At 72.4% G+C, this 16097-nt stretch carries 14 protein-coding genes; 6 read left to right on the top strand and 8 right to left on the bottom strand.

All coding sequences use genetic code 11. From position 1 onward, the window contains the following. Positions 1 to 22 precede the first annotated feature (22 nt). Genes cobM through cobC form a run of 6 tightly spaced genes read left to right on the top strand, consistent with a single transcriptional unit; the run spans position 23 to position 6460 of the window. A complete protein-coding gene (gene cobM, locus ACZ48Z_RS32240) occupies positions 23 to 841 on the top strand; it encodes a precorrin-4 C(11)-methyltransferase (RefSeq protein WP_468739423.1) in 819 nt (272 codons plus the stop codon). Beyond that, positions 838 to 2136 carry a precorrin-6y C5,15-methyltransferase (decarboxylating) subunit CbiE gene (gene cbiE / locus ACZ48Z_RS32235; protein WP_468739422.1) on the top strand — a complete coding sequence of 433 codons (1299 nt, stop codon included), beginning with the start codon at positions 838 to 840 and terminating at the stop codon, positions 2134 to 2136. The genes cobM and cbiE overlap by 4 nt, the downstream gene beginning before the upstream one ends. Then, positions 2133 to 3815 (top strand): precorrin-3B C(17)-methyltransferase, encoded by a 1683-nt coding sequence (cobJ, locus tag ACZ48Z_RS32230; RefSeq protein ID WP_468739421.1) that lies wholly within the window; start codon positions 2133 to 2135, stop codon positions 3813 to 3815. The genes cbiE and cobJ overlap by 4 nt, the downstream gene beginning before the upstream one ends. Then, positions 3812 to 4480, top strand: coding sequence for a precorrin-8X methylmutase (locus tag ACZ48Z_RS32225; RefSeq protein ID WP_468739420.1), 669 nt, complete (start codon positions 3812 to 3814; stop codon positions 4478 to 4480). The genes cobJ and ACZ48Z_RS32225 overlap by 4 nt, the downstream gene beginning before the upstream one ends. Next, positions 4477 to 5400, top strand: a complete 924-nt coding sequence (locus ACZ48Z_RS32220; protein ID WP_468739419.1) for a sirohydrochlorin chelatase — start codon at positions 4477 to 4479, stop codon at positions 5398 to 5400. Before ACZ48Z_RS32225 ends, ACZ48Z_RS32220 begins: the two co-directional genes overlap by 4 nt. Then, the gene (gene cobC, locus ACZ48Z_RS32215; RefSeq protein WP_468739418.1) at positions 5390 to 6460 is read left to right on the top strand and encodes an Rv2231c family pyridoxal phosphate-dependent protein CobC; all 1071 of its coding nucleotides are present in this window, start codon (positions 5390 to 5392) and stop codon (positions 6458 to 6460) included. The genes ACZ48Z_RS32220 and cobC overlap by 11 nt, the downstream gene beginning before the upstream one ends. A gap of 58 nt (positions 6461 to 6518) precedes the next feature. On the opposite strand, the gene ACZ48Z_RS32210 is transcribed toward cobC, so the two are convergent. The 8 genes from ACZ48Z_RS32210 to ACZ48Z_RS32175 form a co-directional block, all read right to left on the bottom strand. Then, positions 6519 to 8363, bottom strand: a complete 1845-nt coding sequence (locus ACZ48Z_RS32210) for a DUF2264 domain-containing protein (protein ID WP_468739417.1) — start codon at positions 8361 to 8363, stop codon at positions 6519 to 6521. After that, complete coding sequence (locus ACZ48Z_RS32205) at positions 8360 to 9424, bottom strand: LacI family DNA-binding transcriptional regulator (protein ID WP_328746125.1); 1065 nt, start codon at positions 9422 to 9424, stop codon at positions 8360 to 8362. The genes ACZ48Z_RS32210 and ACZ48Z_RS32205 overlap by 4 nt, the downstream gene beginning before the upstream one ends. Before the next feature lie 43 nt (positions 9425 to 9467). Next, positions 9468 to 11105 (bottom strand): type 2 periplasmic-binding domain-containing protein, encoded by a 1638-nt coding sequence (locus ACZ48Z_RS32200; RefSeq protein WP_468739416.1) that lies wholly within the window; start codon positions 11103 to 11105, stop codon positions 9468 to 9470. A gap of 47 nt (positions 11106 to 11152) precedes the next feature. After that, positions 11153 to 12013 carry a carbohydrate ABC transporter permease gene (locus ACZ48Z_RS32195; RefSeq protein WP_468739415.1) on the bottom strand — a complete coding sequence of 287 codons (861 nt, stop codon included), beginning with the start codon at positions 12011 to 12013 and terminating at the stop codon, positions 11153 to 11155. A gap of 104 nt (positions 12014 to 12117) precedes the next feature. Next, on the bottom strand, positions 12118 to 12972 hold the full coding sequence (locus tag ACZ48Z_RS32190; protein ID WP_468739492.1) for an ABC transporter permease: 855 nt from the start codon (positions 12970 to 12972) through the stop codon (positions 12118 to 12120). Positions 12973 to 13162: 190 nt separating this feature from the next. Continuing rightward, on the bottom strand, positions 13163 to 13777 hold the full coding sequence (locus tag ACZ48Z_RS32185; protein WP_468739414.1) for a hypothetical protein: 615 nt from the start codon (positions 13775 to 13777) through the stop codon (positions 13163 to 13165). A 109-nt stretch (positions 13778 to 13886) separates the two neighbouring features. After that, complete coding sequence (locus tag ACZ48Z_RS32180; protein ID WP_468739413.1) at positions 13887 to 14783, bottom strand: SCO1860 family LAETG-anchored protein; 897 nt, start codon at positions 14781 to 14783, stop codon at positions 13887 to 13889. Positions 14784 to 14964: 181 nt separating this feature from the next. Continuing rightward, positions 14965 to 16053 (bottom strand): amidohydrolase family protein, encoded by a 1089-nt coding sequence (locus tag ACZ48Z_RS32175; RefSeq protein WP_468739412.1) that lies wholly within the window; start codon positions 16051 to 16053, stop codon positions 14965 to 14967. Between the last annotated feature and the right edge of the window lie 44 nt (positions 16054 to 16097).

The following is a 16097-nucleotide window of genomic DNA, read 5'->3' as shown; positions in this document are numbered from 1 at the left end:
TGCAATGAGAGGACCGATTCCCATGGCCGATGCCCCCACCGGCAAGGTGACCTTCGTCGGTGCCGGCCCCGGCGCCGCCGATCTGCTGACGTTCCGGGCCGCGCGCGCCATCGCCGAGGCCGACGTCGTGATCTGGGCCGCGAGCCTGGTGCAGGCGGAGGTTCTCGACCACGCACGCGCGGACGCGGAGATCCTCGACTCGGCGACCATGTCACTGGAGGACGTGGTCGCGGTGTACGAGCGGGCCCGCGAGGAGGGCCTCAAGGTCGCCCGTATCCACTCCGGCGACCCCGCCCTGTGGGGCGGCACGCAGGAACAGCTCGACCGGTGCGCGCAGATCGGTATCGAGACCGAGGTCGTGCCCGGGGTCTCCGCCTTCTCGGCCGTCGCCGCGCTCGCGCAGCGTGAGCTGACCATCCCCGAGGTCGCACAGTCCGTCGTGCTGACCCGGCTCGGCGGTGGCAAGACGCCGATGCCGCCCGGCGAGGAGGTACGGGAGTTCGCCAAGCACGGCACCACCATGGCGATCTTCCTGTCCGCGGCACGCAGCGGGCAGCTGGTGCGGGAGCTGCTGGAGGGCGGCTATCCGACGTCCACCCCGGTCGTCGTCGCCTATCAGGCGACCTGGCCGGAGGAGCTGATCGTGCGGTGCACGATCGAGACGCTGGAGGAGACCGTCAAGGAGCACAAGCTGTGGAAGCACACGCTGTTCCTGGTCGGCCCGGCGCTGGACGCCGAGGGCACCCGGTCGCACCTGTACCACCCCGGCCACTTCCACGGGTACCGCAAGGCGGACCCGGAGGCCCGGCGGGAGCTGCGGGCGCGGGGTGCGAGCACGTGATCACGGTCGTGGGTACGGGGACGGGGGCGCCGTCTCCGGAGTGCCTGGCCGGGGCGGAGCTGGTCGTGGGCGGGCGGCGGCATCTGGACGCCGCGGCGGTCCCCGCGGATGCCGAGCGGGTCGTCCTCGGGCCGCTGGCACCGGCGCTGGACGTCATCGAACGGCATCACGACAAGGGGAGCCAGGTCGTCGTGCTGGCCTCCGGCGACCCCGGGTTCTTCGGGATCGTGCGGGCACTGGCCGAGCGGTTCGGGTCCGATGCGCTGGATGTGCGGCCGGGGGTCTCTTCCGTCGCGGCCGCGTTTGCTCGCGTGGGGTTGCCGTGGGACGACGCGGTGGTGGTCAGTGCGCATGGGCGGGATCTGCGTACGGCGGTGAATGTGTGCCGGGCTCGTCCGAAGGTGGCGGTGCTGACCGGGCCTGGGGCCGGGCCTGCGGAGTTGGGTGCTGCGCTCGCGACAGGGGGTGCCGAGAAAGGTGGTCGGGCGACTGCGGCTGCGTCGGGGCTGGTCGCGCAGTTCCCCGCGCCCCTAAACCGTGTTCTCGTGGTCGCCTCCGACTTGGGTACTGCCGATGAGCGTGTCGAGTGGGTCAGCCCCGCCGAAGCCGCCGCCCGGGACTGGGGTTCCGTTGTGAGTGTCGTGCTGTGTCTCGATGAGTCTCGCGTGCTCGGCGGCGTACGCACGGTCGCCGGACCTGTCGCCGGGTCCGCCCAATGGGCCCTGGAGGAAAGCGAGTTCGCCCACCGCGACTCGATGATCACCAAGTTCGAGGTGCGGGCGCTGGCGCTGGCACGGCTGGGGCCGCGGCTCGGTGATCTCGTCTGGGACGTCGGCGCGGGTTCCGGGTCAGTGGCCGTGGAGTGCGCGCGGCTCGGTGCCGCCGTCGTCGCGGTCGAGAAGTCCCCCGACGGTGTCGAGCGGATCCGCGCCAACGCGGCCGCCCACGGGGTCGACGTACAGGTCGTGGAGGGGACGGCGCCGGACGCGCTGACTCAACTCGACGATCCCGACGCCGTGTTCGTCGGTGGTGGTGGACACGAACTGCCCGGCATCGTCGCCGCCTGTGCGCGGCGGGCCCGGCGTGGTGTCGTCGTCGCCCTGGCCGCACTCGACCGGGTGCCGGCCGTACGCGCGGCCCTCGCCGATGCCGGGTTCGGCTGCGACGGCGTACTGCTGCAGTCGTCCCGGCTGGCACCGCTGCCGGGTGACGTGACCAGGCTCGCGGCGACCAATCCGGTTTTCCTGCTGTGGGGCGAAAGAAACCCCGTGTATCGAGAGGGAGTTGCTCTGTGATCGGCCTCATTTCCGCCACCGCGGCGGGGGCGGCGGCGCGCGACCGGCTGGCCGCGGCATGGCCGGACCGCACGCGCGTGTACGACGGGCCCGTGGGCGACGCCGTACGGCGGGCGTTCGCGGAGTGCGAGCAGCTCGTGTGTTTCCTGGCGACGGGAGCGGTCGTACGGCTGATCGCGCCGCTGCTCGACTCCAAGGCGTCCGACCCGGGTGTGGTGTGTGTCGACGAGGGTGGGCGGTTCGCCGTGTCGCTGGTCGGCGGGCACGGGGGCAGTGCCAATGAACTCGCCCGGGAGGCCGGGGAGTTGCTGGGTGCCGAGCCCGTGGTGACGACGGCGACCGACGCGGTGGGGCTGCCGGGTCTTGACACCCTCGGACTGCCGGTGGACGGCGCGGTGGCGGCCGTGTCGCGGGCCCTCCTGGACGGCGAACCCGTCGCCCTGCACAACGAGTCGGGCTGGCCGCTTCCCCCACTGCCGGTGGCCGCGGAGGGGGCGTACGGCATCCGGGTGACGGACCGTCTCGTCGAGCCCTCGGAGCGGGAGGTCGTGCTGCGGCCGCCCACCCTCGTCGTCGGTGTCGGCGCCTCCAGGGGCGCGCCGGTGGAGGAGGTGCTGGAGCTGATCGAGGGCTCGTTGCGCGAGGCCGGGCTGTCCGTGAAGTCGGTCGCCGAACTCGCCACCGTGGACGCCAAGGCCGAGGAGCCCGGGATCGTCGCGGCCGCAGAGCGGCTCGGCGTGCCCCTGATCACCCACTCCGCCGAGGAGTTGGCCGCCGTCGAGGTGCCCAACCCCTCGGACGCGCCCCTGGCCGCCGTCGGAACCCCTTCCGTCGCCGAGGCCGCCGCGCTGCTGAACGGCGGTGAACTCCTCGTCCCCAAGCGGAAGTCGGCCGCACTGCCCGCCATGGCCACCTGTGCCGTCGTACGGCGTCCCGCGCGCGGCCGGCTCGCGGTCGTCGGGCTGGGTCCGGGCGCCCGGGACCTGTTGACGCCCCGCGCGAAGGCGGAGCTCGGGCGGGCTTCGGTGCTGGTCGGGCTCGACCAGTACGTCGACCAGATCCGGGATCTGCTGCGTCCCGGCACCCGGGTCCTGGAGTCGGGCCTGGGCGCCGAGGAGGAGCGGGCCAGGACCGCCGTGGCCGAGGCACGCAAGGGGCAGGCGGTCGCGCTCATCGGCAGCGGGGACGCCGGCGTGTACGCCATGGCCTCCCCCGCGCTCGCCGAGGCCTCCGACGACATCGACGTGGTCGGCGTCCCGGGCGTGACGGCCGCTCTCGCGGCGGCCGCGATCCTGGGCGCCCCGCTGGGCCACGACCACGTGTCGATCAGCCTCTCGGATCTGCACACACCGTGGGAGGTCATCGAGCGGCGCGTGCGCGCGGCGGCGGAGGCGGACATCGTGGTCACCTTCTACAACCCCCGTTCCCGGGGCCGGGACTGGCAGTTGCCGAAGGCGCTCGCGATCCTCGCCGGGCACCGGGAGGCGGCGACTCCGGTCGGTGTCGTACGCAACGCCTCGCGGCCCGACGAGTCCGGCCGGCTGACGACCCTGGCCGCCCTCGACCCGGCGACGGTCGACATGATGACGGTCGTGACCGTCGGCAACACGGCGACCCGGAACATCGCGGGCCGCATGGTGACACCGCGCGGCTACCGCTGGCAGGAAGGTGCCAAGTGAACCGTGTCGTCCACCCGATCGAGGTGGAGTCCTACCGGCGGATGCGGGCGCGCCTGGACACCTCGCACTTCCCGCCGCTGACCCGGGCCGTGGTGGAGAGGGTCGTCCACTCCGCCGCCGATCTGGAGTACGCCACCGATCTCGTCATGGACGAGGGCGAGTTGGAGAAGGCGCACGCCGCGCTGCACTCCGGTGTGCCCGTCGTCACCGACGTGGAGATGGTCGCGGCGGGCATCACCCGGCGGGAGACCGTCTGCCGGCTGCGGGACGCCGAGTCCGGGCCGGGGCTGACCCGTTCGGCCCACGCGATCCGCCTCGCCCACGAGCAGGTCGGCCCGGGGGCGATCTGGGTGATCGGCAACGCCCCCACCGCGCTGGAGGAGTTGCTGACCCTGGACGCGGCCCCGGCGCTCGTCATCGGGCTGCCCGTCGGCTTCGTCGGCGCGGTCGAGTCCAAGGCCGCGTTGCGCGAGAGCGGGCTGCCCGCCGTGAGCAACGTGTCCGAGAAGGGCGGTTCGGCGGTCGCCTCCGCCGCGCTCAACGCCCTGCTGTACCACCCCTTCGCCCAGAAACCCCTTGTGCAGAAGCCCCTTGCGCAGAAGCCCCTTGCCCAGAGGCCTCTTGCCCAAAGGCCTCTTGCCCAGAAGACCGAGGAGACATCGTGACCACCCCCCAGCCCGCCCTGCTCATCGCCGGTCATGGCACCCGGGACGAGGCCGGCGCCGAGGCGTTCCGTGACTTCGTCCGGGAGCTGGGGGCCCGCCACCCCGAACTGCCCGTCGCGGGGGGCTTCATCGAGCTGTCCCCGCCGCCGCTGGGCGACGCGGTGGCCGAGCTGGTGGAGCAGGGCGTCCGCCGGTTCGCCGCCGTACCGCTGATGCTGGTGTCCGCCGGGCACGCCAAGGGCGACATCCCGGCCGCGCTGGCCCGCGAGAAGGAGCGGCACGCCGGGATCTCGTACACGTACGGTCGTCCGCTGGGTCCGCATCCGGCGCTGCTGGCCGTGCTGGAGCGGCGTCTCGACGAGGCGCTGGGCGCCGACGGGGGCCGCGCTCGCCTGGACCGGGCGGACGTGACCGTGCTGCTCGTCGGCCGGGGCTCCACGGACCCCGACGCCAACGCCGAGGTGTACAAGGCGGCCCGGCTGCTGTGGGAGGGGCGCGGATACGCGGGCGTGGAGACGGCGTTCGTGTCGCTGGCGGCGCCGGACGTACCGAGCGGACTCGACCGGTGTGTGGCACTGGGCGCGAAGAGGGTCGTCGTGCTCCCCTACTTCCTGTTCACCGGGATCCTGCCGGACCGGGTGAAGCAGCAGACCGAGGGCTGGGCGGCCGCGCACCCGCAGGTCGAGGTGCGCTCCGCGGAGGTCATCGGTCCGGAGCCGGAGCTGCTCGACCTGGTGATGGAGCGGTACCGGGAGGCCGTCGCGGGCGACCTGCGGATGAACTGCGACTCGTGCGTGTACCGCATCGCGCTGCCCGGTTTCGAGGACAAGGTGGGTCTGCCGCAGCAGCCGCACTTCCATCCGGACGACGACGGCCACCACCATGGGCACCACCATGGCGCCCACTCCCATGCACACTGACCACGCCGGCGGCCACGACCTGCGGCACCACGGTGACGCCGAGGTGCGGGACGACGGGGCGCGGCTGACGGACCTCGCCGTGAACGTCCGCGCGGACACTCCCCCGGCGTGGCTGCGGGAACGGATCGCCGGGTCGCTGACCGGGCTCGCCGCGTATCCCGACGGGCGCGAGGCGCGGGCGGCGGTGGCGGCCCGGCACGAGGTGCCCGTGGAACGGGTGCTGCTGACCGCGGGCGCCGCCGAGGCCTTCGTGCTGCTCGCCCGTGCGTTGACGGTTCGTCACCCGGTGGTGGTGCACCCGCAGTTCACCGAGCCGGAGGCGGCGCTGCGGGACGCCGGACACACGGTCGACCGGGTGCTGCTGCGGGCGCGGGACGGCTTCCGGCTCACTCCGGCGGCCGTCTCCGAGGACGCCGACCTGGTGGTGATCGGCAATCCGACCAACCCCACGTCGGTTCTGCATCCGGCCGCCTCGATCACTGAACTGGCCCGTCCCGGGCGGACGTTGGTGGTGGACGAGGCGTTCCTGGACGCGGTGCCGGGCGAGCGGGAGGCGCTGGCCGGGCGCACCGACGTGCCCGGACTCGTCGTCCTGCGCAGCCTGACGAAGACGTGGGGTCTGGCGGGGCTCCGGATCGGTTACGTCCTCGCCGCCCCGGAGACGATCGCCGACCTGGAACGGGCCCAGCCGCTGTGGCCGGTCTCCACACCGGCCCTCGCCGCGGCCCGGGCCTGCATGGAGCCGCGGGCGCTGGCCGAGGCCGCCCACGCGGCCCACCGCATCGCCACGGACCGGGCCCATCTCGTCGCCGGGCTGCGGGAGTTCGCCCCGGACGGACTCCGGGTGGCAGAACCGGCCGAGGGTCCCTTCGTCCTCGTGCGACTGCCGGAGGCCGCCGCCGTACGACGGCATCTGCGCGACCTCGGTTTCGCGGTGCGGCGCGGGGACACGTTCCCGGGGCTGGGTGAGGACTGGCTGCGGCTCGCGGTGCGGGACCGGGTGACGGTGAACCGGTTCCTGCAGGCGCTGGACCAGGCGGTGACGCTGGCGAAGGGCTGACAGCCCCGTGCGGGATGAAGGGCTGACGACCCCGCGCGGAGATTGACGCCCGCCGCCGCTACGGGTCCACCCGTTCCCTGACCCCGTCCGGGAACCGCACCTCCACACTCCCCTCGGCGTCGACCCGCGCGCTCGCCCCGGTGTACCGCCCGGTGCCGAGCGTCACGAGGGTGACCAGGAGCGGCCCGGTGCCTTCGAGGACGGGGGTCGCCGAGTACCGGCCGTACGCGTTGGCGTCCTCGGCCGCTACGACCGTCCCCGCGCCCTCGCCCCAGCCGTACAGCCCTGCGAGGGCACTGGTGAGCCCGTCGGTGCGGCGGGCCAGCGCCCAGCCGGGCCCGGATTCGACGACGGGCGGCGCGGTGTCGTCGGCGAGGGCCCAACCTCCTTCTCTCACCTGTCCGTCGTGCGTCTCGTCGATGCGGTGCACGCGGATCTCCCACGGTCCGTGGACCACGCTCACCGTCTCGACGCGGTGGCCGTGCGCCTCGTGCCAGGAGGCCGCTCTGCGGCCCTCACAGCGCAGCGGGTGGATGCGTCCGCGTGGGGAGGGGGTGCCGTCGGGGGCGATCAGGGAGAGGTGGTTGTCGGGGCCGAGAGGGGTGTCGGGGGCGGTCGCGGTGGAGTAGGCGAGCTTGGAGTAGTGCGGGCTGTCGGCGTCCGCCGCGGGCGGGGGCGGGAGACGGTCGGTGCCGTGGTTGACGAGGCGGACGATCCCGTCGGAAGTGGTCGAGTGGATCAGCCAGCCGGGGGCCGGGAGGGCGAGGATGGAGTCGTTGGTGTCGACGGGGCCGGGTTCCTCGGGGGCCGTCCACACCGGGTGGTCCTCCGGCAGCAGCAGACCGAGGAAGGCCTTGCCGGCCCAGTAGGGGGAGGCGGGGCCCGAGTAGCGCTGGAGGACTCCGGGGAACGGCTGGTACCAGCCGAGGGTGAGCAGCCCGTGTTCGTCCGGGACGCCCCGCTCGGTGAAGTGCTTGAGGGTGCCGGAGGCGAGGCGGCGGGTGCGGCCGGGCGGTAGCGGGGTGGCGTCGGCGAGGGCGCCCGCCCAGAGCGGGGCGGCGGCCGCGAAGCGGTAGGTGAGGGAGCGGCCGTGATGGACGGGGGCGCCGTCGGAGCCGAGGAAGAGCTGGTGGACGCCGAGGAACTCGCGCAGCCTGGCGCGGTGCCGGGCCACGGTCCCCGGATCGGCGCGCGGTCCGGCGATCCGGGACCACAGCACCGGGTACAGGTGCAGCGCCCAGCCATTGTAGTAGTCGAACTTCTTGCCGTCCCCATCGGTGTACCAGCCGCCGCCCCGGTACCAGTCGTCCAGACGGGCGAGTCCGGCGTCGATCTCCGCCCGGCTGTGCGGGGCGCCCACGGAGGCGAGGAACTCCTCCGTGATCACCTGGAAGAGCCGCCAGTTGGAGTCGTTGGCGGTCGCCCCGACGAATTGGCCGAGCCACTCGACCACTCGGCCACGGACACCGTCGTCGAGCCTGTCCCAGAGCCAGGGCCGGGTTTCGTGCAGCGCGAGGGCGACGGAGGCCGCCTCGACCATGGGCTGGCTGCGGTCGGCGATGGGCGGCCAGTGCTCGGGGTGCTGCGGATCGGTGCCGGCGGCGAGCCCGGCGGCGTACCGCTCGATGAGTTCCGGCCCGACCCTCCCCTGTGATCCGGCGATCCGGAAGGCCGCCAGCAGAAAGGACCGGGCGAACCCTTCCAGCCCGTCGGACCAGACTCCGGAGTGGCTGGGCGGCCCGGGCAGCCGGTACTGGGCGAAGCCCGGGGTGGCATAGGGCAGGAGCCCGTCGAGAAGCCGGTCGGCGAGGGCTTCCCAGTGGGCCCGGGTCCAGCCGGTGACCGGGGAGAGCGCGAGGTCGTCCGGGGGCAGGGCGGGGAGCGACACGTACGGCGCGGTCATACGGGGGTGATTCCTCCGTCAGCAGGGGGTGGCGCGACGCTTCGGCGTACGACGATGTGGGTGCCCAGCAGATGGTGGCTGCCGGCGGCGTGCTCGGGGTCGCGCAGAGCGATGCGTACGGCGGCCCGGCCGAGTTCCTCGGCGGGGGTACGGACCGTGGTCAGGGGCGGGTTGAAGTCCTCGGCCAGGGGGATGTCGTTGTAGCCGACGACGGAGATGTCGTCGGGGACACCGAGCCCGGCGTCGGCGATGGCGCGCAGCGCGCCCGCGGCGACCATGTCGTCCCCGGCGACGACAGCCGTGAACTCCCTTGTCTCCTTGAGGAGTTCGGCCATCGCCCGGAGACCGGCGGTCCGGCCGAGCCCGCAGTCGACGACCCGTGCGGCCGCCGCGGGCACCCCGTGCTCGGCGAGTGCGGCCCGGTATCCCGCCACCCGGGCGTCCAGCGCGGTGTTGCCCGGCAGCCCGCCGAGGAAGACGATCCGCCGGTGCCCCGCCGACAGCAGATGCCCGGTGATCGCCCGGGCCCCCGCCTCGTTGTCGAACTCGACGACCAGCGCCGGGGTTTCGGGATCGGGAGCGGGACGGCCGCACAGGACGAGCCTGGCCCCCGAGGAGTCGAGGGCCTGCGCGTAGTGGGCCACCCGCTCCCGGTACGCGTCGTCCTCGACGACCCCGCCGACGAGGATCACCAGCCGGGCCCCCTCCTCCCGCATCAGCTGCACGAACTCCATCTCCCGCTGCGGGTCCCCGCCGGTCGCCCCGACGACGCACAGCCATCCGCGGTCGGCGGCCTCCGCCTCCACGCCCTCGGCGACCTGCGCGTAGAAGGGGCTGGTGACCTGCCGGACGACGACGGCGGCCATCTTGCGGCCGCCGCCGACCAGCGCCCGGGCGTGCGCGTTGGCGACGTAGTCGAGGTCGCGGGCGGCGCGCAGGACACGGGCCCGGGTCGCGGCCGGCACCGGATGGTTGCCGCTCAGCGCGCGCGAGGCCGTCGCCATCGACACCCCGGCCCGCTCGGCGACCTCGCGGATTGTGACCCGTCCCTTGCCCGTCATCCCGTTCTCCATCCCCCGCGCCGCCTGTTCCACCGGCGGCGCCTCATGTGTTGGCCGCGTAGTCCTTCGCGAGCTCCGCCGCCATTCTGTCGCCGCCCTGAGCACGCCACTTCTTGACCACCCCGTCCCACTCCGACAGCGGCAGCCGTCCGGCGACGATTCCGGTGACGGCGTCGTCGAGCATCGCCTTGAGCGTGGTGCCCTGGGCGTTCCTGGTCCGGGACTGCAGCCCGAAGGAGGCGTCCCGGATGGCGTGCGGCACCACCTTCCGCTGCCAGGCGTGCAGGGCCCGTACGGCATCGGGCATGCCCGGCACGAACAGCACCTGGGGGCCTTCGGCGAGGTACTTCAACGGCAGGTTGGTGTTGTTCTCGACCTCGCCGAGCTCGGTGGGCTCGGGGGAGCCGTCCTTGCCGCGGGTGAAGTGGGTGCCCTCGACGCCGTAGTGGACGAGCTCCCACTCCTGGCTGCCGAAGGGGGCCGCGAGGTGGTCGAGGATGCGCAGGAGCAGCTCGACGCGTTCCTTCTTCGCCTTCTTCAGGACGGTGTAGCCGAAGGAGCGGCGGGCGGCGACGATGCCGCCGGGCTCCCCGCCGACGCTGTACGGCAGCGCTGCGGCCGGGGTCAACTTGCCCTGTGTCTCACGGTACTTGGGCAGGTAGGCGCCGAAGCCGTCCTGCATGGAGCCGACGGTGCCGTTGTAGAAGAGGGTCGTCAGGTCGATCTGGGAGACGGAGGTGGCGTCGGGATAGTAGGAGCCGTTCCTGCGCAGCCCGGCCTGGAAGGCGATGGCCGCCTTGTAGCGCTCGTCGGCGCAGCCCGGCCGGAAGGTGCCGTCGTCGGTGACCGCCCAGTTCTGGGGCGCGTTGTGGGCGGAGGAGTGCACGGCGTTGCCGAACAGGGAGCCCTGGGCCGCGCCGAGTGCGTAGGTACGGCCGCTGGTCGCCCGCTTCGCCACGGCGGTGAAGTCCTCGGAGGTCCAGCCCTCCTTCATCCCGGCGTCGGTGAACATGCCCTGGTTGGTCCAGAGGGTGGAGCCGGGCAGGGGTCGTTCCAGTGGGATGCCGTAGATGCGGCCGCCGATGCGGCCCATGTCCTTCCAGGCGTGGGTAGGGATGCCCGCGAGGTTGGGGTAGTCGGCGACGGCCTCGCCGGAGAGGTACGGCGTGAGGTCCTCGGCGCGGCGCTGCACGAACTCGGCCTCGCGGGGCAGGACGAAGCCGGAGAACATGTTGATGATGTCGGGCAGGGCGTCGGCGTCGCCCGCCATGACGGTGGCCATCTTCTTCTGGTAGTCGGCCTGGGAGATGATCGTGTACTCGATCTTCACGCCCAGCGCCTTCTCGACGGCGGCCCAGAACCGGTTGGCCGGGGCCGGCTTGGGAGGGGTGCCGAAGGACACCGACATGACCTTGACGGTGGAGCCGTCGCCGGGGGTGCGGGCGACGGACTTGACGAGGTCGGTGGGGTAGGCGGTGTATCCGGCCTGGACGCCGGCCTCGGTGGCGGGGAGGTCCGGCTTGGGGCCGTTCGCGGGTTTGTACGCGGGCCAGGCGGCCAGCTTCTTGCCCGCGTTGGAGACGTCGCTGTCGCCGGATCCGGTGGAGCAGGCGGTCAGCACACCGGGGACGGAGACCGCCGCCGCGGACAGCAGCAGGGTGCGTCGGGACAGGCTGGGCATGGGTGGATCACCTCGTGTCGGCTCGTGTCGGCCTGTTTCGGCCTGGGTCAGCTCTTGATGGCGCCGGTGAGCACGCCCTTGGTGAAGTACTTCTGGAGGAAGGGGTAGATCAGCAGGATCGGCACGGTGGCGATCACGAGGACCGCCATCTGCACGGTCTGCGGGGCGGTGACGGTGCCCTCTCCGGTGGTGGCGTCGGTGAGCCCGGAACCGGCCACCACGTAGGTGCGCAGCACCTGTTGGAGGGGCCAGTGGTCGCTCTCCAGGTAGAGGGAGGCGTAGAACCAGGAGTTCCAGTAGGCCACCGCGTAGAAGAGCCCCACGACGGCCAGCGCGGCCTTGGACAGGGGCAGTACGACGGAGACGAGGACCCGCAGGTCGCCCGCCCCGTCGAGCCGCGCGGCCTCGTACAGCTCCTCGGGGATGCCCTGGAAGAAGCCGCGCAGGACGACCAGGTTGAAGACGTTGACCAGGACGGGCAGGACCAGGGAGGCGTAACTGTCCAGCAGACCGAGCTCCTTGACCAGCAGGAAGCTCGGGATCATGCCGGGCGGGAAGAGGAAGGTGAACAGCACCAGCAGCAGGACGGGCCGGCCGCCGAGGACGCCGGGGCGGGCGAGGGCGTAGGCGAGCGTGACCGTGCACAGGAGGCTCAGCAGGGTTCCGACGACCGTGACGCCGACGCTGACGCCGAGGGCGTGGGTGACGATGCCGCCGTCGAGGATGTCGCGGTAGGCCTTCAGCGAGGGGTCCGTCGGCCACAGCACCCAGCCGCCGTTGGCGACGACCTCGTCGGTGGAGGCGAGCGAGGTCGACACGATGACGAGGAACGGCACGCACACCAGCAGGACGACGACGGCCAGGGCCACCGCCTTCGCGGCCTGGGTGGCGGGCCTCGGCCGCTCCATCCAGCCGGGCCGGTTGGTGGGTCGGTGGCCCGGTGGGCGCCGAACAGGGTCGCGCCGTACGGGAGTTGACGGTGTGGGGCGGACGGGGGTGCGGGAACCGGCGCTCACTTGTAGACCCCCTGCTCGCCCAGGCGATGGGCGACCTTGTTGGCGGCGTAGACGAGGAGGGCGCCGACGACGCCCTTGAACAGCCCTGCGGCGGCGGCGAATCCGTAGTCGCCGCCGACGATGCCCCGGTAGTAGACGAAGGTGTCGATGATCTCGGAGGCCTCGGGGCCGACCGCGTCGCGCTGGAGCAGCATCTGCTCGAAACCGACGGAGAGGATGTCACCGAGCCGCATGATCATCAGCAGCACGATCACCGGCCTGATGGCCGGCAGGGTGATGTGCCAGAAGCGCCGCCAGGGTCCGGCGCCGTCGATCGCTGCGGCCTCGTACTGCTGCTCGTCGACCTGGGCGAGGGCGGCGAGGAAGATGATCGTGCCCCAGCCGGCGTCCTTCCAGATGACCTGTGCGACGACGAGCGGCTTGAAGGCGTCGGGGTTGCCGATGATGTCGACGGTGTGCAAACCCATGCCGTCGAGGCCGGAGTTGAGCAGACCGGTGTCGCCGAGCAGTTGCTGGAAGAGCGCGACGACGATGACCCACGAGATGAAGTGCGGGAGGTAGGCCACCGACTGCACTAACCGGCGCACGCTGCTCCAGGTGAGGCTGTGCAGCAGCAGGGCGAGGCCGAGCGGGACCGGGAAGTAGAACACGAGCTGGAGGACGGCGATCCAGACGGTGTTGAACACCGAGTCCCAGAACGCGGTGTCCTCGAACATCCGCTGGAAGTTGCCGAGTCCGGTCCAGGGGCTGCCCCACAGCCCGTCGAAGGGCACGTACTCCTTGAACGCGATGACGTTGCCGACCAGCGCGCCGTAGTGGAAGAGCAGGAAGTAGGCGAGGCCGGGCAGCATCAGGAGCAGCAGAGCCCGGCTCTGGAAACCTTTTCGTCGGACAACTGCCAAGGTGCTCCCTCTTCCCGGTCGGTCTGGGCGAAGAGGAAGTTAAAACGTTTTCATGCATGGGTCAACAGTTCTGACAAAGGTGGGGAGTTGACGCATGTCAGAGCGGTACCCCGTGGAGCATCAGCTGATGAAAACGCTCTCAGCCGGCTGTGGATCGGCGGGCCAGGAGGACGCTCGCGACGGCCACCCACACGCCCGCGAGCATGAAGGCGAAGAAGCCGACCCAGGGGATGAAGACCAGGACGCCGAGGGCGACGGCGGCCCAGCTCAGCCAGCGCGGCAGAGGCGAGTCGGCGACGCGGACCGTGGCCAGTCCCGCGGCCAGCAGCATCAGGCCCATACCGGCGACGAACGGGATGAAGAAGTCCTCGTTGACGGCGTTCAGTGCCTGGAGCGCCGGACCGGTCGCCGAGGACTTGTCCGCGAGGTCCAGCAGGGCCAGGGTGAGGGCCGATCCGACCAGGAAGCCCGCGGCGAGCAGCACACCGCCCGCGAGGACGACGCGGTGCAGCCAGCCGCCGCCGGCCGGGAGGGCGTCCCGGACCACGCGGGCCAGGAAGGCGGCGAAGAAGACGAACAGTACCGAGGCGATGACCAGGAGATACAGGCTCACCCCGATCTGCGCCCGGTGGTCGTCGTAGTACGACCCCACCTCGCGGCCCGAGGCGCCGACCCCGGGGGTGTCGCCGAACAGGAGGAAGCCGGCGACCGTGATCACCACGGCCATCAGACCGGTCAGGGGCGCGACGCGCATGGGGACCTCCTACACCCCCCTGCGGTGCTGCCCCCTCGTCCCACGGTCCCAGAGATACCGCCACTGCGCCATCCGGGTGAGTACCGGGCCCCCGGGCCGGGACCCCTGCTCAGCGCCGTCGCCGCGCGAGTGTCACTCCTCCGCCGCCGGCCACGAGCAGGGCGATCGCCCCGCCCGCCAGGTACGGCGTCAGGGAGCCGCCGCCGGTCTCGGCCAGGCCCGCCTCCTTGACGGGACCGCCCTGCGGCTCGGCGTCGTCCGCGGGAGCCGTGGACGCGGGATGCGCCGCCGGTGCCTCGCAGGTCGCCCTCGCGAGGGTCAGGGTGCCCTCGACCTCGGCGACGTTGAGCTTCAACGGGTTGACGGAGACCTTGAGTTCGAGCGCGGTGGCGGCGGCCGTGCGCGAGGTGGTCGCGCTCTTCGACAGGTCGAGGCGGACCTCGCCGACGCCGGGCACCTTGACGTCCGTCGGGCCGCCGGCGGTGACCGTGACCTTCCTGCCGAGCACCGTCACCGCGCCGAGCAGGTCGGAGGTGGCGGTCGGCGCCTTGCCGGCCTCGCAGGTCGCTCTGGAGGTGACGCCTTCGACCTCGACGAGGGACAGCAGCGGCAGGCCCGGCACGTGGAGCCTGGCGTGGGTGAGCTCGGTGGAGGCCTCGGCCTTCGCGCCGGTGACCGTCGCCTTCGCGTCGGCGACCTCGGCGTCGAGCACGCGGAACGGCTGCCCGCCGTCCACTCCGTCCAACTCAGCTGTCAGCGCGGTCCGTTGAGCGCTCCGCGGCGCCTGCACCTCGTTGAGGGCGACCGCGAGCGGGACGTTCGCGGTCTTGTCGAGCAGGGCGACGTCCAGCCCGGTGCGCAGGACGACGGCGCTCGCGTGGCCCTGCCCGCCGGTCGCGTGCGCGGCGCCCGCTCCGGTCAGTGCCACGGGGCCGGCGGCCAGGGCGGTGGCCGTCGCGACGGTGGCGAGACGGCGTGCGGGCATGCGGAAGCTGGTGCTGTTCAAGGTGGTGGGACCCCCAGAGAGAACTCGCTTGGGACCTCGAAAGGATGTCGCACCGTTGGCCGTTCGACAGCGGTCCCGCGGGAGTTCACACGATCGTGGCGCATCCGGGCACGCTTTCGACTCCGCTTCCACGAACGGGAGTTGCACAACCGGGAGATGCGCGACCGGAAGTTGGCGGACGTCAGACGACGGCCCCGTTCAGCACCACCCGCACCGGGGCCGCGAGCACGCGTACGTCCGCGCGGGGATCCTGCTCGTAGACCACGAGGTCGGCCGGCGCGCCCTCGTCCAGGCCGGGGCGCCCCAGCCATGCCCGGGCGTTCCACGTCGTCGCCGACAGGGCGTCCAGCGGGGGGATGCCGGCCGTCACCAGTTCCGCGACCTCCGCCGCGACCAGGCCGTGCGGGAGGGTGCCGCCCGCGTCGGTGCCGACGTAGACCGGGATGCCGGCGTCGTAGGCGCCCCGGACGGTGTCGTAGCGGCGTTCGTGGAGGCGGCGCATGTGGGCGGACCAGCGGGGGAACTTGGACTCGCCGCCCTGTGCCAGCTTCGGGAAGGTCGCGATGTTGACGAGGGTCGGGACGATCGCGACGCCCCGTGAGACGAAGAGGGGGATCAGGTCGTCGGTGAGACCCGTGGCGTGTTCGACACAGTCGATGCCCGCCTCGACCAGGTCCCGCAGGGAGTTCTCGGCGAAACAGTGCGCGGTGACACGGGCGCCGAGACGGTGGGCCTCCGCGATGGCCGCCTCGACGGCGTCCCGGGGCCAGCTGGGCGTCAGGTCGCCGGCCTCTCGGTCGATCCAGTCGCCGACCAGCTTGACCCAGCCGTCACCCCGGCGGGCCTCCTGGGCGACATACGTGACGAGGTCCTCCGGCTCGATCTCCCAGGCGAAGTTCCTGATGTAGCGGCGGGTACGGGCGATGTGACGGCCGGCCCTGATGATCTTCGGGAGGTCCGCGCGGTCGTCGACCCAGCGGGTGTCGGAGGGCGACCCGGCGTCGCGGATCAGCAGGGTGCCGGCCTCCCGGTCGGCCAGGGCCTGCTTCTCGGCCACGTCCTGGTCGACGGGGCCGTGCGCGCCCAGGCCCACATGGCAGTGCGCGTCCACCAGGCCGGGCAGCGCCCAGCCCGACACCGTGCGGACGTCACGGGCGGCGACGGGACGGTCGTAGGAGATCCGCCCGCCGACCACCCACAACTCGTCCCGGACGTCCTCGGGACCGGCCAGGATCCGGCCCTTCACGTGCAGCACCGTGCGATCGCTCATGCACCGCACCCTAGCCAGCCCGGGGTCACTCCACCCAGGGTGGT

Source organism: Streptomyces sp. NPDC031225 (assembly GCF_055570355.1).
Note: the sequence above shows the minus strand (reverse complement) of the source record. Positions and strands in the feature narration are given on the sequence as shown.